Source organism: Pandoraea aquatica, assembly GCF_902459565.1.
Lineage (GTDB): Bacteria > Pseudomonadota > Gammaproteobacteria > Burkholderiales > Burkholderiaceae > Pandoraea > Pandoraea aquatica.
In genome coordinates this window covers 338,380-358,613 of sequence record NZ_CABPSN010000005.1, presented here as the reverse complement: position 1 = coordinate 358,613, position 20,234 = coordinate 338,380, and the positions used below count along the sequence as shown (strand labels likewise).

The following is a 20,234-nucleotide window of genomic DNA, read 5'->3' as shown; positions in this document are numbered from 1 at the left end:
TGGCCTGACGTCCGCCGCCAATGATGAACATATTCACGAGACAATCCGGCAACCCTGGCGGGCGCCATGACCGCTAGCGGTCATCTCGGGCGTGCCGGGCGCCGTCGGGACCGCTTCGCCCCGTAATGCCAGACACCGCGTCGCTCACCCCGGCGCTGCCCCCCAAGCCGACCATGTCAATGTTTCGTTTGCCTGCCGCTGAACGTGAAGGGTTCGCGGCCGGTTTTCGCATTATTTCGCCGCTTTTACCTGCCATCTTTTCATGGGGGCTGGTGACGGGCGTCGCCATGAGTAAATCGGTGCTGACCGTGCCGCAGGCCATCGGCATGAGCCTGATGCTCTACGCGGGATCGGCGCAACTGGCCTCGCTGCCGCTCTTTGCTGCCGGGATGCCGCTCTGGACGATTCTGCTCACGGTCGGCATCGTCAATCTGCGCTTCGTAATTTTCAGCGCGGGCCTCCAGCCGCATTTCTCCTATCTGTCGCTGCCGCGTCGCATCGCGCTCGGGTACGTCAACGGCGATCTGGGCTTTGTGATGTTCATGAACCAGAACTTCGCGAACGGCTATGTGCCGGGCAAGGAGGGGACGTACTACGGCATCACGCTCTCCAACTGGGCGGTCTGGCACGTGTCGTCGATTCTCGGCATCGTGCTCGGCGCGCTGGTGCCCGATAGCTGGGGGCTGGGATTCGCAGGCACGCTCGCACTCATTCCCATGATGGTGCACACGATCAATAGCCGCTCGACGATGCTGGCGGTCGCGCTCGCGTCGCTCATCGGAGTGCTTGCGTTCGACCTGCCGTATCGCCTCAATCTGGTGCTGGGCGTGCTCGGCGCGCTGGCTGCGGGCATGGTGTGCGACGAACTGGCGTCGCGCCACGCGAAGCGCCTTGCGCTGGCCAATCCGGTGCGGGTGCCGATTTCGACGGGCGATGACGTGGCAGCCAACGCGCCGATGGCCACGCAGAGCGTCGAGCCGCAGAAAGACGCCGTCCATGAAGACCGCCGCACGTCGGGAGAGCGTCGCTGATGAGCACCTTCGAAATCTGGTTTGCCTTTGTCGCGATGACGGCGATCACCATCGTCACGCGCACCTTCTTCATGCTCGCCGGTGAGCGCGTGACGCTGCCGCAACGCCTGCAACGCGCCCTGCGCTACGCACCGGCGGCGGCGCTTGCCGTCATCGTCGTACCGGAGGTCGTGCTGCTCGATCATCAGTTCGCCATGCATCTGGGCAATCACAAGCTCGCGGCGGCGGTGGCGGCCACCGGCTGGTTCATCTGGCGTCGGAACATGATCGAGATGATCGTGATCGGGATGGTCGTTTATACGCTGGGCCGACTGTTCCTGTAGGTGGAACGCCGGACCTGCAAAATGGGCATCGGGGCGGTCGGATCAGTTAAAATGCATGTTTTTCCCACCATTTATTCCGGATTCTCATGGCTTCCGTCGTACGTCTTTCCGATTTGATCGCCCAGGGCCGCCTCGCCGGCAAACGTGTCTTCATCCGCGCCGACATGAACGTGCCGCAAGACGATGAGGGCCGAATCACGGAAGACACGCGTATTCGCGCCTCGGTGCCGGCCATCCAGATGTCGCTCGACGCGGGCGCTGCCGTGATGGTCACCTCGCATCTGGGCCGTCCGACGGAAGGCGAATTCAAGCCCGCCGACTCGCTTGCCCCGGTGGCAAAGCGTCTGGCGGAGCTGCTTGGCCGCGACGTGAAGCTGATCACCGACTGGGTCGACGGCGGTTTCGATGCGGCCCCGGGCTCGGTCGTGCTGCTGGAGAACTGCCGCGTCAACAAGGGCGAGAAGAAGGACAACGACGAACTGGCGCAGAAGATGGCCAAGCTGTGCGACGTCTACGTGAACGACGCGTTCGGCACGGCCCACCGCGCCGAAGCCACCACGCACGGCATCGCCAAGTACGCACCGGTCGCCTGCGCAGGCCCGCTGCTCGCCGCCGAACTCGAAGCGCTGGGTAAGGCGCTCAATGCACCGGCGCGTCCGCTCGTGGCCATCGTGGCCGGCTCGAAAGTCTCCACCAAGCTCACCATTCTGAAGACGCTGGCCGACAAGGTCGATCAACTGATCGTGGGCGGCGGCATCGCCAACACGTTCATGCTGGCCGCCGGCCTGCCGATCGGCAAGTCGCTCGCCGAAGCCGATCTGGTCGAAGAAGCCAAGGCGATCATCGACGCCATGGCCGCACGCGGCGCATCGGTGCCGATCCCGACGGACGTGGTGTGCGCGAAGGAATTCAGCGCGAACGCCGAAGCGACCGTCAAGGCGGCCGCCGACGTGTCGGCCGACGACATGATCCTCGACATCGGCCCGCAAACGGCCGCCAAGCTGGCCGAGCAACTGGGCAGCGCGGGCACCATCGTCTGGAACGGTCCGGTCGGCGTGTTCGAATTCGACCAGTTCGGTCACGGCACGGAAACCCTGGCGCGTGCCATCGCCGCAGCCAAGGGCTTCTCGATTGCCGGTGGCGGCGACACGCTCGCGGCCATCGCCAAGTACGGTATTGCCGATCAGGTCAGCTACATCTCGACCGGTGGCGGCGCTTTCCTCGAATTCCTCGAAGGCAAGACGCTCCCCGCTGTCGACGTGCTGGAAAAACGCGCGGCCCAGTCGAACTGATCGGCGGACTACGCGGAATTTGCGCTGGGTTTGCTCTGAACCGTGCAAACCCAGGTGGAGCGGGGCTCGCAGGGCGGCTCGACGGTCCGGAAAACGTGCGCCGACGGCGGTTTTGATCGCTTTATTGCGAACGTTAGAGATCGAATCAAACGATTTCGTACGGACAATACAAACTTTTTGGTTAACCTGCGGCGGCCTAATTGCGTTACAAACCCTCTAAGCGCCAGTAATGTCGAAAGCGCTGCTACCCAAAGAGGATGAAGAGATGGATGTAATGAACCGCTCCACCAAGATCGTCGCCACCATCGGTCCGGCATCGAGCACGCCGGAAGTGCTTTCGCGCATGATCGCCGCAGGCGTCGACGTCGTTCGCCTGAACTTCTCGCACGGCAAGGCGCAGGACCACATCGAGCGCGCCGAAATGGTGCGCGCGGCCGCGAAGGCGGCGGGCCGCGAAGTGGCCATCATGGCCGACCTGCAGGGCCCGAAGATTCGCGTCGGCAAGTTCGAGAACGGCAAGACCACGCTCGAAGCCGGTGCCAAGTTCATTCTGGACAGCGAGTGCGAACTCGGTAACGACGAGCGCGTCGGTCTGGACTACAAGGAACTGCCGCGCGACGTGCGCACGGGCGACGTGCTGCTGCTCAACGACGGCCTGATCGTGCTGATCGTCGACCGCGTGCTCGGCAGCGAGATCCACACGACCGTGAAGGTCGGCGGCGACCTGTCGAACAACAAGGGCATCAACCGCCAGGGCGGCGGGCTGACGGCGCCGGCGCTCACGTCGAAGGACATGGAAGACATCAAGACCGCGATGGCGCTGGGCGCCGATTACGTCGCGGTCTCGTTCCCGAAGAACGCCACCGACATGGAAATGGCGCGGCGTCTGGCGAACGTGGCGGGCGAGCCGTATGGCATCAAGCCGCTGATGATTGCGAAGATCGAGCGTGCGGAAGCGATTCCGGCCCTTGAAGAGATTCTGGCGGCTTCGGACTGCATCATGGTTGCGCGTGGCGATCTGGCCATCGAAGTGGGCAATGCGGCCGTGCCGGCGCTGCAAAAGCGCATGATCAAACTCGCGCGCGAGATGAACAAGACGACCATCACGGCCACGCAGATGATGGAGTCGATGATTCACAACCCGGTGCCGACCCGCGCCGAGGTGTCCGACGTCGCCAACGCGGTGCTCGACGGCACCGACGCGGTGATGCTGTCGGCGGAAAGTGCGGCGGGCAAGTACCCGGTCGAGACGATCGAGACGATGGCGGCGATTTGCGTCGAAGCCGAGCGCTCGGAAACGGTGGAACTCGACCGCGACTGGCTGAACCAAACTTTTACGCGCATCGACCAAACGATTGCGGCCGGTGCCCTGTTTACCGCGTATCATCTTGGCGCGAAAGCCATCGTGGCGCTGACCGAATCGGGCGCGACCGCGTTGTGGCTGTCCCGTCACAAGATCCATGTGCCGATTTTTGCGCTGACGTCGCAGATGAGCAGCCATCGCAAAATGGCGCTGTATCGCAACGTCTACGCGATGCGCGCCGACGCCACGCATGACCGCGATCACGCGCTCAAGCAAGCCGAACAGCTGCTGCTGTCGAACGGCGTTGTGAAGCGTGGCGACACGATCGTGCTGACGGTAGGCGAGCCGATGGGGCAACCCGGCGGCACCAATACGTTGAAGATCGTTCAGGTGGGCCAGGCATGACCAAGCGGGCCGCGCGAGTGCGGCGAGGCGGTGCGTACAGCACCTGCCGCGCCGGGCGCGAGCTGTCGTCATGCGGGGCACCTCCGGATCGAAGAAAGATTTGCTTAGTTTTGTGATTCCAAGGAGAACATCATGCCCCTAGTCTCTATGCGACAGCTGCTGGACCACGCCGCCGAAAACGGCTACGGTCTGCCGGCCTTCAACGTCAACAATCTGGAACAGGTTTCCGCGATCATGGCCGCCGCCGACGAAGTTGGCGCGCCGGTCATCATGCAAGCCTCGGCCGGTGCCCGTAAGTACGCTGGCGAAGCGTTCCTGCGTCACCTGATCTCGGCTGCCGTGGAAGCCTACCCGCATATCCCGGTCGTGATGCACCAGGATCACGGCCAGTCGCCGGCGGTCTGTATGGCAGCGATCAAGAGCGGCTTCTCGAGCGTGATGATGGACGGTTCGCTCGAAGCCGACGGCAAGTCGGTTGCCAGCTACGAGTACAACGTCGAAGTGTCGCGCAAGGTCGTCGAGTTCTCGCACTACATCGGCGTGACGGTGGAAGCCGAACTGGGCGTGCTGGGTTCGCTCGAAACGATGAAGGGCGACAAGGAAGACGGCCACGGTGCCGACGGCACGATGACCCGCGAACAACTGCTGACCGATCCGGATCAGGCTGCCGACTTCGTGCACCAGACGCAGTGCGACGCGCTGGCGATCGCCATCGGTACCTCGCACGGTGCTTACAAGTTCAGCCGCAAGCCGACGGGCGACATTCTCGCCATCGACCGCATCAAGGAAATCCACCGCCGCATTCCGAACACCCACCTGGTGATGCACGGTTCGTCGTCGGTGCCGCAGGAACTGCTCGCCGAGATCCGTGAATTCGGTGGCGACATGAAGGAAACGTACGGCGTGCCGGTCGAAGAGATCGTCGAAGGCATCAAGCACGGCGTGCGCAAGATCAACATCGATACCGACATCCGCCTGGCCATGACCGGCGCGATCCGTCGCTATCTGTTCGAAAACCCGAGCAAGTTCGACCCGCGTGACTACCTGAAGCCGGCGCGCGAAGCCGCCAAGCAGGTTTGCAAGGCGCGCTACCTGTCGTTCGGCTGCGAGGGTCAGGCCGGCAAGATCAAGACGGTCTCGCTCGACAAGATGGCCGAGAAGTACAAGAGCGGCGATCTCGCTCAGATCGTGAAGTAATCAGGCGCATTGTCGTCGCGCCGGGCTACCCGGACGACGCAATGCCCGACCTGCGAGGGGTGGACGCTGACGGATGTCGGACGGTCGCTTCCGCTCAGGTCGCAGGCCCGGCTTTCGCCAGCACGCGCTGGAACAGAAGCCGGGCCTTTTCTTTGGGCATCTGCAACTGGAATTTGCCGCCCAGCTCGGAGCGGATGGTGGCGGTGATCATCTCCACGCCGTCGACGATCAGCGTCATCGGCTCGTTCATATGCTGACGTGAGAAGTCGCGCATGCGCGTGGTCGCGCTGTCGCGCAGGCTCATCGTGATGATGACCTCGGTGTCCGTTGACGCAGAAGCGCCATTGGGTGCCTGCGCCGGAAACTGCAATCCCAATTGTTCGATATCGCGCGCGGCGTAAAGCGCGAAGCGCGGGATGGCATCGTCGTCGTCCGGCGGCGCAATGGCGATCAGCCGGGGCAGGACGGGGCGCTCGCTGGCGTCGGTCGCGCTGCCAGCGGACGCCGCGCGGGGCGGCGTTGCCCGATGAGCGGGCGCGTGCTGGGCCTGTGGGGTCGCCGTCAGGGCGGCCGTCTGCGCCAGCGCGGGCGCGTTTGGCAGCGAGAGCAGGGCGACGGCAGCAAACACGACTGCGGCAAAGCGACCGAACACGGCACTGCGACCGCCTTTGTCGGGCCATCTCTCCATCCGCCCAATGCATGGCTGCCGGACAGTGCGCGGTGTCGATGAGATCGTCATGGCAGCCCCCTCGGCCTCGTCAGGCCACTTTGGTCGGGTGAACGTTTCCATTGTAGGTAACATCCGCCCCGGTCGACGGGCGTTGCAACGCTTCGTTACACGTCCCGTCCTGCTTCCGTCCAGCGCCCCAACACCGATGCAAAACGACAGGCATCTACCCGTTCCCGGAAGTCCGTGGGGATGACGCGTGGCAGTCTCCTGCCTCCCGTCAACCTGCCCGTTCCGGGCACTCCGGAGTTATCGATGCCGTTCAATCGCTTCCCCAAGACAATGACCTGGTGTTTTGGGATTTCGAGACCCGAAGCCTCTCCACCGCCTGCGCGTTCCCATCCGATGGCAGACGCGCTGACCGGTACCCGTCATCCTGATCCCTCGACGGCCGGGACAAGTGGCGCTTCCCAAGTTTCTCAAACCACGTCCACAACCGATTCGCCGTCGGTGGCCACACGCTCGACGATGGCGGCGGACTGGAAGCGCGCCACGTCGCACGATCTCAGAGATCCTGTCGCATCCGGCCAGAGCGCTGCTGTCGCGCCTCCCATCTCGCTTTGGGAGTGCGACGATCCGACGCCCGACTGGTCGGTGCCGCTGCGCGAGACGGCGCAAGCGTGGGTCGAGCGCTATGGCGTGAAGACGGCGAAGCTCATTCGCGTGGACGGCGAATGCACGCGATTCGGCTTGTTGGAACTGGACGGCTACCGCTTCATCGTCGGGCCGACCGCCACGCCAGCCGAAGCGCGCAGCCTCACGCATATGCTCAAAACGCACCCTCAGATCGGCGCGATTTTCTGTGTCGAACCGGGCACGATGCAGCAGCCGCGCGACGATGGCGAGCCGGAAGTGACCGGCTATCGGGAGCGTCCGATAGGTGCGTATATCACGCGTTTAGCCCGCTCGGGCGGAGGCTGCGGCGCACCGGATGCCGGTATGAACGCCTGCGCGAACGCCGCGAGGCGGCCGTCGGCCGCATCCAACCGTCTGGATGGTGGCCTGTCGCACGTCCAGTTCATGGAGTTCGACGGCATGGAGCGCTTCGATACCCAGATCGACGGCGCTGCGCTCTGGCGCTCCGGCAAAGGCGTGGCGGATTTCATGCGGCAGCATCCGGGCAAGATCCCGCTCGTCTGCTCGGAGCGCGGCATTGCCCGGCCGTGCGCCGTCATTGCCAGCGCGGTGCTGCAATTGCGCGGTGGCGACGCCCGCCTGCGCAGCCTCCTTGCTCACGAAGTCGTCCAGCAGCGCGCCGAAGCCAGCGATCACCACATCAACGTGGCGGCGCGCAGCTTTGACCTGATCGCGGAACTGTCCCGGCTCACAACCATGCTGCGCGAGCCGGGGCGGGGTGAAACACGTGCCGAGCGCCGCGTGCACATCCTCAGGCAGCAACTGATGGGAAAAGACCATGGGGTCAAGATCGGCTGGCAAAGCCGGGAGGGACGCCGCAGGCTCGCCGACTACCTCGAAGCGAACTTCGAGAAGGCGTCGCCGTTGCTGGCGTCGGGGGGCTTGCCACCCGGTACGGCCATGCTGTGGTTGCGTGACGAACTCGACATGCTGAACGGTATCCGCTTCCTGTCCCCCGCGTACATCGACGGCCACACGGACAGGATCTCGCAGGAGGCCATCGCAGTCGAGGACCCGAACGCCGTGCGGCTGGTGTCGTTCGACGACTACGGGCTGACGTGCGACAACAAGTATTACGACGTCAGTTCGGTGGCTGGCTGGTACCGGCACTGTCTGGGCGCATCGAAGCCCCTGTCGAATCCGGTCTCGCGTGCGCCGGTCGTGGCGCTGCTGGTGAAGGCCGCCGAAAAGTCGCGGCTGGAAGCGCAGTTCCGCCGCTGGCCGGTCTAAGCCGTCGAAGGGCAAAGGCGGCGCGGCCCACGGGCAGTGCAGATGACGGCCCCAGACGATGGCCCCATCAACGCACCGGACCGACATCTTCGTGAAACGCCCCCCGACGCGCGTATAATTACGCCTTTGCCCTTCCTGATATTGGGTCCCGCCGTGACTACCCCCGCTCTGAACGCCCTGTACGAATCCTCCCTCAAGAGCCTGCCGCTGCTCTCGCGCGGCAAAGTGCGCGATAACTACGCCGTCGGCGACGACAAGCTGCTGATCGTGACGACGGACCGCCTCTCGGCGTTCGACGTGATCATGGGCGAGCCGATTCCGGGCAAGGGCCGTGTGCTCAACCAGATGGCCAACTTCTGGTTCGACAAGCTCGCACACGTCGTGCCGAACCACCTGACGGGCGTGGCCCCGGAGACGGTCGTCTCTGCCGACGAAGCCGCGCAGGTCGCCGGCCGTGCGGTCGTGGTCAAGCGTCTGAAGCCGATCCTCGTCGAAGCCGTGGTGCGTGGCTATCTGGCCGGCAGCGGCTGGAAGGACTATCAGGCAACGGGCGCGGTGTGCGGCGTGAAGCTGCCGGCCGGTCTGCAAAACGCGCAGCAACTCCCCGAACCGATTTTCACCCCGGCGGCCAAGGCCGAACTGGGTGAGCACGACGAGAACATCAGCTTCGACGACATGGCGAGCCGCATCGGTCGCGAACTGGCCGAGCAGATCCGCGAGATCTCGATCCGTCTGTACAAGGAAGCCGCCGCTTACGCCGCCACGCGCGGCATCATCATCGCCGACACGAAGTTCGAATTCGGTCTGGACGACGACGGCAAGTTGCACCTGATGGACGAAGCGCTGACCGCTGATTCGTCGCGCTTCTGGCCGGCTGACTCGTACGCCGTGGGCAGCAACCCGCCGTCGTTCGACAAGCAGTTCGTGCGCGACTGGCTGGAAACGCAGCCTTGGGGCAAGACCCCGCCCGCACCGGCGCTGCCGACGGAAGTCGTCGAGAAGACGGCCGCCAAGTACCGCGAGGCGCTCGAGCGCCTGACCGGCCAGCAACTGGCCTGAGCGGGGCACCGAGACTATGAGCGACAAACAAGCCGTGGCGCCGCGCGTTGGCGTGGTAATGGGGTCCAACTCGGACTGGGAAGTGATGAAGAACGCGGCCGCCATTCTGGCTGAGTTCGGCGTGCCGTACGAGGCGCAGGTCGTCTCGGCACACCGCATGCCGGACGACATGTTCCGTTACGCCGAAGCCGCACGCGAGCGCGGTCTGGTCGCGATCATCGCCGGTGCCGGCGGTGCCGCGCACCTGCCGGGCATGATCGCCGCCAAGACGACCGTGCCGGTGCTGGGCGTGCCCGTGCCGAGCAAGTATCTGCGTGGCGAAGATTCGCTGCTGTCCATCGTGCAAATGCCCAAGGGCGTGCCGGTCGCAACCTTCGCCATCGGTGAAGCCGGTGCGGCCAACGCGGCGCTGTTCGCCGTCTCGATGCTGGCTGCCGACGACAAGACGCTCGCCGACAAGCTCGAAGCATTCCGTGCGAAGCAGACCGAAGCGGCGCGCGGCATGACGCTGCCTGCGCTGTAAAAGAAAAAACGTCCCCGCTACCGTCTGTTCCTAAACGTCGATGAATTCCGTCTCCGCTGCGCCCGTCCTTCCCGGCCAATGGCTGGGTATGCTGGGCGGCGGCCAACTCGGCCGCATGTTCTGTTTTGCCGCCCAGTCGATGGGTTACAAGGTCTGTGTGCTGGACCCGGACCCGCGCTGCCCGGCCGGCGCCGTCGCCGACCGTCTGATCGTGGCCGATTATCGTGACGAGACGGCGCTCGCCGAGCTGGCCGCGCTGTGCCCGGCCGTGTCGACCGAGTTCGAGAACGTGCCGGCGCAGTCGCTGGATTTCCTCGCGCAAACCACGACCGTGAGCCCTGCCGGGCGCTGCGTCGCGATTGCGCAGGATCGGGTGGCGGAGAAGCGCTTCATCGAAAGCTGCGGTGTGCCTGTGGCCCCGCATCTGGTGATCGAGTCGAACGAGGCGCTCGCCGCCGTGGGCGATGCAGCCATTGCCAGCGTGTTGCCAGGCATTCTGAAGACGGCGCGTCTGGGTTATGACGGCAAGGGTCAGGTGCGCGTGAATACGCCCGCTGAAGCCCGTGACGCCTACGCTGCGCTGGGTGGCGTGCCGTGCGTGCTGGAGAAGCGTCTTGCGCTGGCGTTCGAAGTGTCGGTGCTGAGCGCGCGCGGTGCAGATGGCAAGGTCGCCACGTACCCGCTCGCCCAGAACGTCCACATCGACGGCATTCTCGCGACGACGACGGTGCCTGCCCCCGATGCAGCCCCGGCCATTGCCGATGCCGCGCGTGCGGCCGCTGCGGCGATTGCGTCGCAAATGGATTACGTGGGCGTGCTGTGCGTCGAGTTCTTCATCCTGAAGGACGGTTCGCTGGTCGCGAACGAGATGGCACCGCGTCCGCACAACAGCGGTCATTACACCATCGACGCCTGCGCTTCGAGCCAGTTCGAGCAGCAGGTGCGCGCGATGGCCGGACTGCCGCTCGGCGAGACGCGTCAGCACTCGCCGGCCGTGATGCTCAACATCCTCGGCGACATCTGGTTCGAGGGTCCCGCCAAAGACCAGCCCCGTACGCCTGCCTGGGCGGCGGTGGCGGCACTGCCGTCCGCACGCGTGCATCTGTACGGTAAGGAAGACGCGCGCGTGGGCCGCAAGATGGGCCACATCACGTTCGCCGGTGCGACGCTCGACGAAGCCCGCAAGGCGTGTGTGAGTGCCGCTGCGAGCCTCGACATTCCGCTGGAAGACTGAGCGCGCGATGTCCACGCCGTCCACGCCTCACACGCCCTCTACGACGTCCCCGTCCGACGCCCCGCGCATCGTCATGCCGCCGGCGGCTGCCATCACGCAAGCGGCCGAGCAACTGGCCGCGGGCGAGCTGGTCGCGTTCCCGACGGAGACGGTGTACGGGCTTGGCGGCGACGCGGAGAATCCGGCGGCTGTGGCGTCGATCTATGCGGCGAAGGGGCGTCCGGCCAATCATCCGGTCATCGTGCACTTTTCGCCGGAAGGCGATCCCGGTTACTGGAGCGACGACGTCACGCCTGCCGCGCGCAAGCTGATGGACGCGTTCTGGCCCGGTCCCCTCACGCTCATTCTCAAACGCGCGCCGCATATCCCGGACGCCGTCTCCGGCGGTCAGGATTCGGTCGGTTTGCGCGTCCCGTCGCATCCGGTGTCGCAGGCGCTGCTGCGCGAGTTCGCTCGGGTCAAGGGCGGTAAAAGTGGTAACGGTGGTCAGGGCGGCGTAGCAGGCCCGTCCGCCAACCGGTTCGGTCAGGTGAGCCCGACCGCCGCTCAGCACGTACGCGACGAGTTCGCCGGACTGCCGGGCGTTACCGTGCATGTGCTCGACGGCGGCGAAGCAGCCGTCGGTATCGAATCGACCATCGTGGATCTGTCGCGCGGATTCCCGGCGCTGCTGCGCCCCGGGCATATCACGCCGGAACAGATCGCCGAAGCGCTGGGCGAAATGCCGCGTCTGCCCGGGCAGGATAGCAATGCACCGCGTGCGTCCGGCACGCTCAAGGCGCATTACGCGCCGCGCACGCCGCTGTATCTGTGCGACGCCGGGCAGTTTGCGGCGGCGCTGGCCGTGCATCCCGCAGGCGAGCGTGTGGCCGTGGTCGCCTTCGCACCGACGCTGGCGACGTTGCCTGCCGACATCGCTGCATCGACCGACATCGTGAAGCACGTGCTGCCGGCAACGCCCGCTGGCCTCGCAACCGATCTGTACGCAATGTTGCGTCGCCTCGACCGCGCCAACGTCACGCACATCCTGTTCGAGCGTCTGCCGGACACGCCCGCCTGGGCCGCCGTCGGCGACCGCCTTGGCCGCGCCGCTGCGGCATTCGAACGCGCTTAAAACAGCGCCCGCTTCAGGTCGTCTTTCCCTCGGGCATCGGCGTCGTCTCACGTGCATGACGCCATTCCGGTGGCCCGAACAACGCCATCCACTTGTTGCGCCAGCCCGGCATCGTGACGACGTCACGCGCCATCGTGCGCCATTCGTGGAACGTCAGCGTGATCGGGTTGTGGGTGTGAATCTGATCGACGATGCCGTACTCACAGGGTTCTGCATCGCTCTCCTCGACGTATGAGCCGAACATGCGGTCCCAGATCACCAGCACACCTGCGTAATTCCGGTCGATGTAGCGCGGATTGCGTGCGTGATGCGCGCGATGGATTGACGGCGTATTGAGCACATACTCCAGCCAGCCGAGCTTCGGAATCGCCTGCGTGTGCACGAAGAACTGGAACGCGAGATTGAGCAGCACCACGCCGACGATCTGGATCGGTGTGAAGCCGATGAGCGCCATCGGTGTCCAGAACAGCCACATGCCCGCCACGGGATACATCAGGCTCTGCCGGAACGCCGTCGACAGATTCAGCCGCTCGGACGAGTGGTGCACGACGTGCGCCGCCCACAGCCAGCGAATGCGATGGCTGGCGCGGTGAAACACGTAGTAGAGAAAATCCTGAACGACGAAGAGCAGCACGAAGCCGACCCATCCGGCAGGCATCGTGTAGATACGGTGATGGTCGTAAAGCCACGCGTAGAACGGCACGATGAGCAGCCACGCGAGCTTGTCGGCGCCCTGATGCATGAGCGCGAGCGTTGCGTTGCTGATGGTGTCCTTCAGGCTGTACATGCCCGGACGGCGGCGTCGCCAGTACCACGCCTCGATGCCAATGCACAGCACGAAGACCGGCGCGAGCGCCAGCAGAATCAACTCGACGTTCATGACCTCGCGTCTCCTCACGATTGGGTCATCTGAATCGGTGTCCCTGCATCTCTTGTCTTAACCGTGGATAAGACTGGCGCAGGTGACACCGATGGAACGTCTATTCTGACGCGAATCGCCCTTGCTGGCGCTGTCGTTAGAGGGAAACGTCAAGTGCCGCGTCGGGCCTCGCTTCTACGTCGATGCACGACGAAAGCCCGACGCGAGCTGCACTCAAGGGGCGCTCATGGGGCGCTCATGGGGCATTTTCGTAGACCCACGAAATCAGCGCATCGTTGAACGGACGCGCGTTGCTGGCCTTCGGGTCGTTGATCAGCGAGACCACGACATAGGTGCTGCCCGAGCGCGTTGCAACGTAGCCTGCGACCGCGCCCACGTCGTCGAGCGTGCCCGTCTTGATGTGCGCGTTACCCGCCACGTCACGGTTAGTCAGACGATTGCGCATGGTGCCGTCGACGCCGACCGTCGGCATCGATTCGATGAGCACCTGTCCGGTCGGGCTATTGATGCCGTGTTGCAGCAGCCGCGCCAGTTCCGAGGCACTGATGCGCTCCACGCGCGACAGACCGGAGCCGTTCTCCACGACGAGTCCCGGCGTGGCGAGATCGTTCTTCTCGAGCCAGCGCGTGAGGACTTCACGCGAGCGCGCAATGCTGGCCGGTGTCTTGCCGTCGGCGGCCAACCCCAGCGTGAGGAACAACTGACGCGCCATCACGTTGTTGCTGAACTTGTTCATGTCGTGCACGACTTCGGCCAGCGTCTGACCGCGATGCGTGACGAGCAGACGCGCGCCCTGCGGTACCACACCCGTACGCACGTTGCCGTTGAACTGGCCGCCCGACGCCTGCCACAACGCACGGAAGCCGCCGAGGAAGAAGCGGTCGCGATCCGGCGCGGCGATGTTCCATCCCTTGTCTTCGCACGATGCCGGATACGTCCCCGAGAAATGCGCTACGTAAGCGCCATCGGGCGTCGTGCTCAGCGTGGGATGAATCCGCGTGAGCCAGTCGCCGCAATTGCCTGCGGCCGTCGAGGACATCTCGTTCGCCACTTGCAGATTCGCGAGCGGCGGCAGCACGCCGACATCCACGGTGCCGTTCGGATTGCCGGTGAAGCTGAAGGACATCGCCTTGAACGAGTACAGCAGCGGGTCCGGCGAGACGTTGTAGGGGCGGTCGCTGTCGCCGTCGATCGGCCCCTGCGCGCCGATGTCCGCGCTGTAGGCCGAGCGGTCGAGCACGATGTCGCCATTGATGTTCGTCACACCGGCGTTGTGCAGCTCAGCGACGAATTTCTCCATCTCCTCCGGTACCAGCTTCGGATCGCCCGTGCCTTTGAAGTAGAGATTGCCGTTGAGCGTACGACCGTCGGACGCACCGTCGGTGAACGCCTGTGTGCGCCAACGGTAATCGGGGCCGAGCGTGTCGAGTGCGGCAATCGTCGTGACCAGCTTCATCGTCGACGCAGGATTGCGCGGCACATTCGGATTGACGGCGAGCAACGGTGCAGGCACCGCGCCGCGCGTTTGCAGCGGGTTATCCACCTTCGCGACGATCACGCTGACGTGCGACGCGGGCACCTTGCTCGCTGCCAGCGCGCGTGCCAGCGGTTGCGGCAGCGGCGTGGCGTGCGGTGCCGTCACCGGCACCTTCGGCATCTTGCGCTTCGCCTGCTTTTCGGTTTTCGCCTGTACGGGCATGCTTGCCAGCATGGCAATGGCCAGCACCGCGCCACAGGCGCGCGCTACGTTGGGCATCGGGGAAACGGCGGAGCGGGACGAAAGTGACGACGGTGACGAAGGCGGGAGGGAGCTGAGGCTGTGCAGTGCGTCGGACGCGTGACGAAGGGAATGCAAAGGGCGGCGGGGCAGGCGTAGCAAACGCATGACGGGCGGAGTTCTCCAGTGTTGCGCGCTGCGAAACCCCACAGCGCGGTGCGATGCGTGCCATTGTAAGTCCGACGTGCAACGAACTGTCGCTACAATGAGTCGAATTCCGGTGAGTGTCACTCGAAGGCAACATTGAGCGATCCCTCGCAACGCTCGCTGCGTTGTGGAGAACCGCGTACGAGACACCCCGGGCAAAGCCTCAACCGGTGCCAAACCATGCGAATTTTGTTGGTGGAAGACGATACGATGATCGCCACGGCCGTCATGAAAGGTCTGCGCCAGGACGGCTGGACCGTCGACCATGTCGGCGACGGGCAGCGCGCACTCGACGCGCTCGCCGTGGAGTCGTACGACGCGCTGCTGCTCGATCTCGGTCTGCCGCGTCGCGACGGCATCGACGTGCTGCGCACACTGCGTGGTCGCGGCCAGACGCTGCCAGTGCTCATTGCCACCGCGCGTGATGCCGTGGCGGACCGCGTCAAAGGACTGGACGCCGGTGCCGACGATTACCTCGTTAAACCCTTCGATCTCGACGAACTCGCCGCACGGCTGCGTGCGCTGGTGCGGCGTCAGGCTGGACGCAGCGAGCCGTTGCTGCGTCATGGCGGCATCGTGCTCGACCCTGCAACGCGTCAGATTACCTGCGACGGCGCGCCCGTTGTGCTCTCGGCGCGCGAATACGCCGTGCTCGAAGCGTTGCTCAATCGCCCTGGGGCGGTGTTATCCAAGTCGCAGCTTGAAGAACGTATCTACGGATGGGGCGAGGAAGTGGCGAGCAACGCCGTCGAAGTCCATATTCACGGGCTGCGTAAGAAGCTCGGCGCGGATGCCATCCGCACCGTGCGTGGCGTCGGCTACATGATGCCCGCGCAGACGGGCGAGAGCGCAAACGGTGGCTCGTCGGCGTCGGAGGCGAACTGATGCGCTCGATTCGCCGCCGTCTGCTCTTCGGGCTGCTTATCACGCTGGCGATTGCGCTGGTGCTCGCAGGCATCGCCATCTTCCGTCAGGCACGCACCGAAGCCAACGAGCTGTTCGACTTCCAGTTGCAGCAGATGGCGTTGTCGTTGCCCGCCGAATCGTTCTCCATCGTGCCGGGTGAGCACAACGACACGGAAGGTCTCGTCATCCAGATATGGAGTCAGAACGGTGTGGAGTTGTACTACTCGCACCCGCGCACGCCGCTGCCACCGCGTGCCGAACTCGGCTTCACCACTGTGCAGACGCCCGTCGGTGATTGGCGTGTCTACGCGGCGCGCGTAGGTGATAACGTCGTGCAACTGGCGCAGCCGATGGTGATCCGCGACTCGCTCGCCGTATCGATGGCCTTGCGCACCCTGTTGCCGCTGGTCGTCGCGATGCCGCTGCTCGGCTTGCTCGTGTGGATTGTCGTGGGACGTGGGTTGAGGCCGTTGCGTCGCGTGACGAAGGCGCTCGATGCGCGTGCGCCGGGGGCGTTGGAAGCGTTCCCCGAAGCCGGTTTGCCGGACGAAGTGCGTCCGCTGGTGCGTGCGCTTAACAGCCTGCTCGGCCGGCTCGACGACGCACTGGTTCAGCAAAAGGCCTTCGTCGCTGACGCTGCGCATGAGTTGCGTACACCGCTCGCCGCGTTGCAGCTTCAGGTGCAGTTGCTCGAACGCGCGCACACCGATGCAGAGCGCGCCGAGGCCATGCGCGATTTGCGTGAGGGCGTGCGTCGTGCGTCACACATGGTGGCGCAGTTGCTGACGCTGGCGCGTCAGGAGCCGGATGCCACGCGTGCGGCGGCGGCGTTCACCGACTTGCCGTTGGCCCCCTTGTTGCAGGACGTCGTGGCGCACCACGCGGCGCTGGCCGTCGCACGTGGGATCGATCTCGGACTGGACGCGCCTGACGCGCTGGCGCAGATCAGTCGCGTGCGCGGCGATACGAACGCGTTACAGACGCTCTTCGGCAACCTCGTCGACAACGCGCTGAAATACACGCCGCGCGGCGGACACGTCGATGTCCGACTGATATCGGCGACGCCATCTCCGGTGGTCGAAATCGAAGACACCGGCCCGGGCATTGCACCGGCCGAGCGCGAGCGCGTGTTCGATCGATTCTTCCGTGGCGGCGCGGCCACGACGGATGGCATGGCGCCGTCCGATGCGTCGGGCCAGCCTCCGGCGGACGCGGCAAGTGAGTCGGACGCGCCGCGCGCACAGGGCAGTGGTCTGGGGCTCGCCATCGTGCGAAACATCGCGCAGGCGCACGGCGCGCTGGTGGAGTTACTTGACGTTCGTGACGCTGGCAACGGTCACGGATTGCGCGTGCGTGTGAGCTTCGGCGGCGCGACCTCGGTGCCGCCAGCGCTGTGATCTCACGGGGCTCGCGTCTTGCGGTGCCGGCGCGCGCGCCGACACCGTGTTGGCGACGAACTGCGGCGCTCATCCCCGCGTCACGCTCGTGACCTTGTCGTTTTCAATCGTGAGCGTGCGGCGATCCGGGCGGTGATCGCGCGTCGTCGGCAGGGTCTTGCCGTCCTGCATGCCGATGCGCCACGGACACCCTTGCAGCATCGACTTCGCTTCCGTGAGCGACTTGCCGACGATCGCCTGATCGGTCGGCGCATCCTTCGAACATTCGCCGTTCTGGCTCTGCATCTGGCCGGACATCGCCCCTTGTGCCGGCGTCGAGTCCGCCGGCCCCTGCGTGCCCACACCGTTGCCCGATGCGGCCTGCGCAGACATCGCCAGCGTCAGACAGAGAAACGTACCGGCCGCGCCGATCCAGCGTGAAGCACGGCGAGCGTGATGACGGGACTGGGAGGATGTGGACGCTTCGGGGGTGTCCAACAAATCGATCTTGCGCATCGTGATTCTCCTGTCGATGAAAAAGCGCGGCGCGGAATTGCACCACTCAGCCACCGTAGACAGCGGCACGCGACGTACGCAAGTCGAACAACGCGAGGTGCGCCTTCAAACGCTTGCAGCCGTCACGCATAGCAATCACTGTGGCTTCGGATCGTCTTCGATGAATGACATTGCGGCGTCGACGTCTTTTCCGTGGAATGGCCGCGTTGCCGTCTTAAAGTCTTCTGAATGTTTCCTTAAGCTTCGTCTTAAGGTTCTCTTAAGGGAGCCTCTCTACGATGACAGTCATGTTCAAACGTGGTCGTCGGTAAGGAGAGACTCATGCAGACTTCGAAGCTCACTCGTACGTTGGTTGCCGGTGCCGTGCTCGTCGCCCTGACGGGCGGCTATGTGGCCGGTCGTCAGCACTGGCAGACGCCTCTGACCTCGGAAATGGTCAGCGATGCGAGCGCTGCAAGCTCCCCGGCCGCCACCCCGGTTGCAGCGCAAAATACCCCGAACACCGCGCCCCGTATGCTGGTGCCGGACTTCTCGCAACTGGCGGAACAATACGGACCGGCCGTAGTCAACATCAGTGTGACGCACGATGGGAAACCTTCGGCGCAACGCGGCGCGGCGGCGAACCCGTCGAATCAGCTCCCGCCGGGCATGGATCCGAACGATCCGCTGTTCCAGTTCTTCCGCCACTTCTACGGCGCACCGGGTAACGACGGTGGCGACGGCGGAGGGGACGACGGCAGCAGCGGGCCGACGCGCAGTCTCGGCTCGGGCTTCATCGTGAGCCCGGACGGCTACATCCTCACCAACGCTCACGTCGTCGACGACGCGAGTCAGGTGACGGTGAAGCTCACCGACAAGCGCGAGTACAAAGCGAAGGTCGTGGGCAGCGACAAGGCTAGCGACGTTGCGTTGCTGAAGATTGCCGCCACGGATTTGCCGACGGTGAAAATCGGCGATCCGTCGAAGTCGAAGGCAGGTGAATGGGTCGTCGCGATCGGTTCGCCGTACGGCTTCGATAACACCGTGACGGCGGGCATCGTGTCGGCCAAAGCGCGCGCGTTGCCCGACGAGAACTACACGCCGTTCATCCAGACGGACGTGCCGGTCAATCCGGGCAACTCGGGCGGACCGCTGTTCAACCTGAACGGTGAGGTCATCGGCATCAACTCGATGATCTACTCGCGTACCGGCGGATTCCAGGGCTTGTCGTTCGCGATTCCGATCGACATGGCGATGAAGGTCAAGACGCAGCTTCAGCAGTACGGCAAGGTGAGTCGCGGCCGCATCGGTGTGGCGATTCAGGAAGTGAATCAGTCGCTGGCGAAGTCGTTCGGTCTGCCCAAGCCTACGGGGGCGCTGGTGTCGTCCATCGACAAGAGCGGTCCTGCGGCGAAGTCGGATCTGAAGCCGGGCGACGTGATTCTGGCCGTCAACGGCGCGACCATCGAGGATTCGGTGCAGTTGCCGGAGAAGATTGCCGATATGCGTCCGGGGCAGACGGCCACGCTCACGGTGTGGCGTAACGGCGCGAAGCAGGACATCGCCGTGAAGATCGCCGCGCTGAACGACAAGAAGGACGTGGCGAGCACCGACGATTCGGCAACGCACGGTCGTCTGGGGCTGGCGGTTCGCGAACTGTCGCCGCAGGAGAAGCAGGCGGCGCAGGTGACGAACGGTCTGCTGGTCGCCCGTGCCGGGGGACCGGCGGAGCAGGCCGGGGTCGAGGCGGGCGACATCATTCTGTCGCTCAACGGCACGCCGGTGACAAGCGCCGCGCAACTGAGCGAGAAGCTCAAGAAGGCAGGCAATAATGTCGCGTTGCTCGTGCAGCGCGACGGGCAACAGATTTTCATCCCGGTCGATCTCGGCTAAGCCTCTGAGCAACACCACAGGCCCCGAGAAAGACGCCAAGGGGTGCCACGCACTACCCGGGTACCGACGGCTGCGCTGTCGGTACGAACCGCATCGCGAAGTCATGCAAGGGGAGGTTGAACATGTGGCAACAACAATGGCAACGCTGGTCGGTGGCTGCCGCCACCGCCGCAGCACTGACGGGCAGTCTGGGCGGCATTTCCGTCGCCCATGCACAGGGCGGCACATTGCCGCCGACGATGCAGCAGGGCAACGTGACGTACGTGTCCGGCGGTATCGACAGCGACGAGTCGGGCACTTTCAAGCGTGAAGCGTCGCGCTGGCCGCTGTCGATCACGATGGCCGCACGCGGCAATGGCGCGAACGAATACATTGCCGACGCACAGGTGCAGATCATGCACGGCGGCACGACAGTGCTCGATACGCGCTCGAAAGGGCCGTACATGCTGGTGAAGTTGCCCGACGGTGACTACACCGTGAAGGTGACGTACGAGGGCAAACCCATGACGAAGGATGTGAAGGTTTCCGCCAAGGGTCACGCCGTCGCAACGTTCCTGTGGCCGCACGACTGATGTGCCGATCGGTCGGACGAACACAGTGACGCAGTGGTTGATGGCTTGGAACGCGATTGACGAGCGCGTTTGAAGCCTGTTTGAGGCAGTTACCCAGGCAGTACCAGGCAGTAC

General features: G+C 64.7%; 18 protein-coding genes. 14 read left to right on the top strand and 4 right to left on the bottom strand.

The window, feature by feature from the left end; genetic code table 11:
* The first annotated feature begins 173 nt into the window (after positions 1-173).
* From PAQ31011_RS18675 to fba, 5 genes are all read left to right on the top strand, one after another.
* Entirely contained in the window at positions 174-1,031 is an 858-nt protein-coding gene (locus tag PAQ31011_RS18675) for an AzlC family ABC transporter permease (RefSeq protein ID WP_425495116.1), read from the top strand.
* Positions 1,031-1,354, top strand: coding sequence for an AzlD domain-containing protein (locus tag PAQ31011_RS18670; protein ID WP_150577214.1), 324 nt, complete (start codon positions 1,031-1,033; stop codon positions 1,352-1,354). The genes PAQ31011_RS18675 and PAQ31011_RS18670 overlap by 1 nt, the downstream gene beginning before the upstream one ends.
* Positions 1,355-1,440: 86 nt before the next feature.
* Entirely contained in the window at positions 1,441-2,646 is a 1,206-nt protein-coding gene (locus PAQ31011_RS18665) for a phosphoglycerate kinase (RefSeq protein WP_150577213.1), read from the top strand.
* A gap of 274 nt (positions 2,647-2,920) precedes the next feature.
* Positions 2,921-4,354 carry a pyruvate kinase gene (gene pyk / locus PAQ31011_RS18660; protein WP_150577212.1) on the top strand — a complete coding sequence of 478 codons (1,434 nt, stop codon included), beginning with the start codon at positions 2,921-2,923 and terminating at the stop codon, positions 4,352-4,354.
* 132 nt (positions 4,355-4,486) lie between these two features.
* On the top strand, positions 4,487-5,551 hold the full coding sequence (fba, locus tag PAQ31011_RS18655) for a class II fructose-bisphosphate aldolase (RefSeq protein ID WP_039396607.1): 1,065 nt from the start codon (positions 4,487-4,489) through the stop codon (positions 5,549-5,551).
* A 94-nt stretch (positions 5,552-5,645) separates the two neighbouring features.
* Here fba and PAQ31011_RS18650 read toward each other — a convergent pair whose 3' ends face one another.
* Positions 5,646-6,239 carry a hypothetical protein gene (locus tag PAQ31011_RS18650; RefSeq protein ID WP_150577211.1) on the bottom strand — a complete coding sequence of 198 codons (594 nt, stop codon included), beginning with the start codon at positions 6,237-6,239 and terminating at the stop codon, positions 5,646-5,648.
* Positions 6,240-6,728: 489 nt separating this feature from the next.
* On the opposite strand from PAQ31011_RS18650, the gene PAQ31011_RS18645 reads away from it, so the two are divergent.
* The 5 genes from PAQ31011_RS18645 to PAQ31011_RS18625 all read left to right on the top strand — a co-directional run bounded on the left by PAQ31011_RS18645 (position 6,729) and on the right by PAQ31011_RS18625 (position 12,074).
* Entirely contained in the window at positions 6,729-8,144 is a 1,416-nt protein-coding gene (locus PAQ31011_RS18645; protein WP_150577210.1) for a hypothetical protein, read from the top strand.
* Positions 8,145-8,312: 168 nt separating this feature from the next.
* Positions 8,313-9,203 carry a phosphoribosylaminoimidazolesuccinocarboxamide synthase gene (locus tag PAQ31011_RS18640; protein WP_150577299.1) on the top strand — a complete coding sequence of 297 codons (891 nt, stop codon included), beginning with the start codon at positions 8,313-8,315 and terminating at the stop codon, positions 9,201-9,203.
* Positions 9,204-9,219: 16 nt separating this feature from the next.
* The gene (gene purE / locus PAQ31011_RS18635) at positions 9,220-9,726 is read left to right on the top strand and encodes a 5-(carboxyamino)imidazole ribonucleotide mutase (RefSeq protein WP_039396619.1); all 507 of its coding nucleotides are present in this window, start codon (positions 9,220-9,222) and stop codon (positions 9,724-9,726) included.
* Positions 9,727-9,766: 40 nt separating this feature from the next.
* Positions 9,767-10,960, top strand: coding sequence for a 5-(carboxyamino)imidazole ribonucleotide synthase (locus PAQ31011_RS18630; protein WP_150577209.1), 1,194 nt, complete (start codon positions 9,767-9,769; stop codon positions 10,958-10,960).
* Positions 10,961-11,033: 73 nt separating this feature from the next.
* Positions 11,034-12,074: an L-threonylcarbamoyladenylate synthase gene (locus PAQ31011_RS18625; protein WP_150577298.1), complete on the top strand. Its 1,041-nt coding sequence runs from the start codon at positions 11,034-11,036 to the stop codon at positions 12,072-12,074.
* A gap of 13 nt (positions 12,075-12,087) precedes the next feature.
* Here PAQ31011_RS18625 and PAQ31011_RS18620 read toward each other — a convergent pair whose 3' ends face one another.
* Entirely contained in the window at positions 12,088-12,954 is an 867-nt protein-coding gene (locus PAQ31011_RS18620; RefSeq protein ID WP_150577208.1) for a sterol desaturase family protein, read from the bottom strand.
* Positions 12,955-13,189: 235 nt separating this feature from the next.
* Positions 13,190-14,710: a D-alanyl-D-alanine carboxypeptidase/D-alanyl-D-alanine endopeptidase gene (gene dacB / locus PAQ31011_RS18615; protein WP_150577207.1), complete on the bottom strand. Its 1,521-nt coding sequence runs from the start codon at positions 14,708-14,710 to the stop codon at positions 13,190-13,192.
* A 348-nt stretch (positions 14,711-15,058) separates the two neighbouring features.
* On the opposite strand from dacB, the gene PAQ31011_RS18610 reads away from it, so the two are divergent.
* Positions 15,059-15,763: a response regulator gene (locus PAQ31011_RS18610; protein WP_150577206.1), complete on the top strand. Its 705-nt coding sequence runs from the start codon at positions 15,059-15,061 to the stop codon at positions 15,761-15,763.
* Entirely contained in the window at positions 15,763-17,181 is a 1,419-nt protein-coding gene (locus tag PAQ31011_RS18605; protein WP_150577205.1) for an ATP-binding protein, read from the top strand. The genes PAQ31011_RS18610 and PAQ31011_RS18605 overlap by 1 nt, the downstream gene beginning before the upstream one ends.
* Positions 17,182-17,250: 69 nt before the next feature.
* Here PAQ31011_RS18605 and PAQ31011_RS18600 read toward each other — a convergent pair whose 3' ends face one another.
* The gene (locus PAQ31011_RS18600) at positions 17,251-17,676 is read right to left on the bottom strand and encodes a hypothetical protein (RefSeq protein ID WP_150577204.1); all 426 of its coding nucleotides are present in this window, start codon (positions 17,674-17,676) and stop codon (positions 17,251-17,253) included.
* 321 nt (positions 17,677-17,997) lie between these two features.
* Between PAQ31011_RS18600 and PAQ31011_RS18595 the strand changes: the two genes are divergently transcribed.
* The gene (locus tag PAQ31011_RS18595) at positions 17,998-19,548 is read left to right on the top strand and encodes a DegQ family serine endoprotease (protein WP_150577203.1); all 1,551 of its coding nucleotides are present in this window, start codon (positions 17,998-18,000) and stop codon (positions 19,546-19,548) included.
* A gap of 122 nt (positions 19,549-19,670) precedes the next feature.
* The gene (locus tag PAQ31011_RS18590) at positions 19,671-20,120 is read left to right on the top strand and encodes a carboxypeptidase-like regulatory domain-containing protein (protein WP_150577202.1); all 450 of its coding nucleotides are present in this window, start codon (positions 19,671-19,673) and stop codon (positions 20,118-20,120) included.
* The last annotated feature ends 114 nt before the right edge of the window (positions 20,121-20,234 follow it).

Coding starts and splice junctions, on each gene's coding strand:
- pyk (WP_150577212.1), top strand. CDS start 2,921: ATGAACCGCTCCACCAAGATCGTCGCCACCATCGGTCCGGCATCGAGC.
- PAQ31011_RS18595 (WP_150577203.1), top strand. CDS start 17,998: ATGCAGACTTCGAAGCTCACTCGTACGTTGGTTGCCGGTGCCGTGCTC.
- PAQ31011_RS18605 (WP_150577205.1), top strand. CDS start 15,763: ATGCGCTCGATTCGCCGCCGTCTGCTCTTCGGGCTGCTTATCACGCTG.
- dacB (WP_150577207.1), bottom strand. CDS start 14,710: ATGCCCAACGTAGCGCGCGCCTGTGGCGCGGTGCTGGCCATTGCCATG.
- fba (WP_039396607.1), top strand. CDS start 4,487: ATGCCCCTAGTCTCTATGCGACAGCTGCTGGACCACGCCGCCGAAAAC.
- PAQ31011_RS18610 (WP_150577206.1), top strand. CDS start 15,059: ATGCGAATTTTGTTGGTGGAAGACGATACGATGATCGCCACGGCCGTC.
- PAQ31011_RS18590 (WP_150577202.1), top strand. CDS start 19,671: ATGTGGCAACAACAATGGCAACGCTGGTCGGTGGCTGCCGCCACCGCC.
- PAQ31011_RS18620 (WP_150577208.1), bottom strand. CDS start 12,954: ATGAACGTCGAGTTGATTCTGCTGGCGCTCGCGCCGGTCTTCGTGCTG.
- PAQ31011_RS18630 (WP_150577209.1), top strand. CDS start 9,767: ATGAATTCCGTCTCCGCTGCGCCCGTCCTTCCCGGCCAATGGCTGGGT.
- purE (WP_039396619.1), top strand. CDS start 9,220: ATGAGCGACAAACAAGCCGTGGCGCCGCGCGTTGGCGTGGTAATGGGG.
- PAQ31011_RS18600 (WP_150577204.1), bottom strand. CDS start 17,676: ATGCGCAAGATCGATTTGTTGGACACCCCCGAAGCGTCCACATCCTCC.
- PAQ31011_RS18650 (WP_150577211.1), bottom strand. CDS start 6,239: ATGGAGAGATGGCCCGACAAAGGCGGTCGCAGTGCCGTGTTCGGTCGC.
- PAQ31011_RS18670 (WP_150577214.1), top strand. CDS start 1,031: ATGAGCACCTTCGAAATCTGGTTTGCCTTTGTCGCGATGACGGCGATC.
- PAQ31011_RS18665 (WP_150577213.1), top strand. CDS start 1,441: ATGGCTTCCGTCGTACGTCTTTCCGATTTGATCGCCCAGGGCCGCCTC.
- PAQ31011_RS18625 (WP_150577298.1), top strand. CDS start 11,034: ATGCCGCCGGCGGCTGCCATCACGCAAGCGGCCGAGCAACTGGCCGCG.
- PAQ31011_RS18675 (WP_425495116.1), top strand. CDS start 174: ATGTCAATGTTTCGTTTGCCTGCCGCTGAACGTGAAGGGTTCGCGGCC.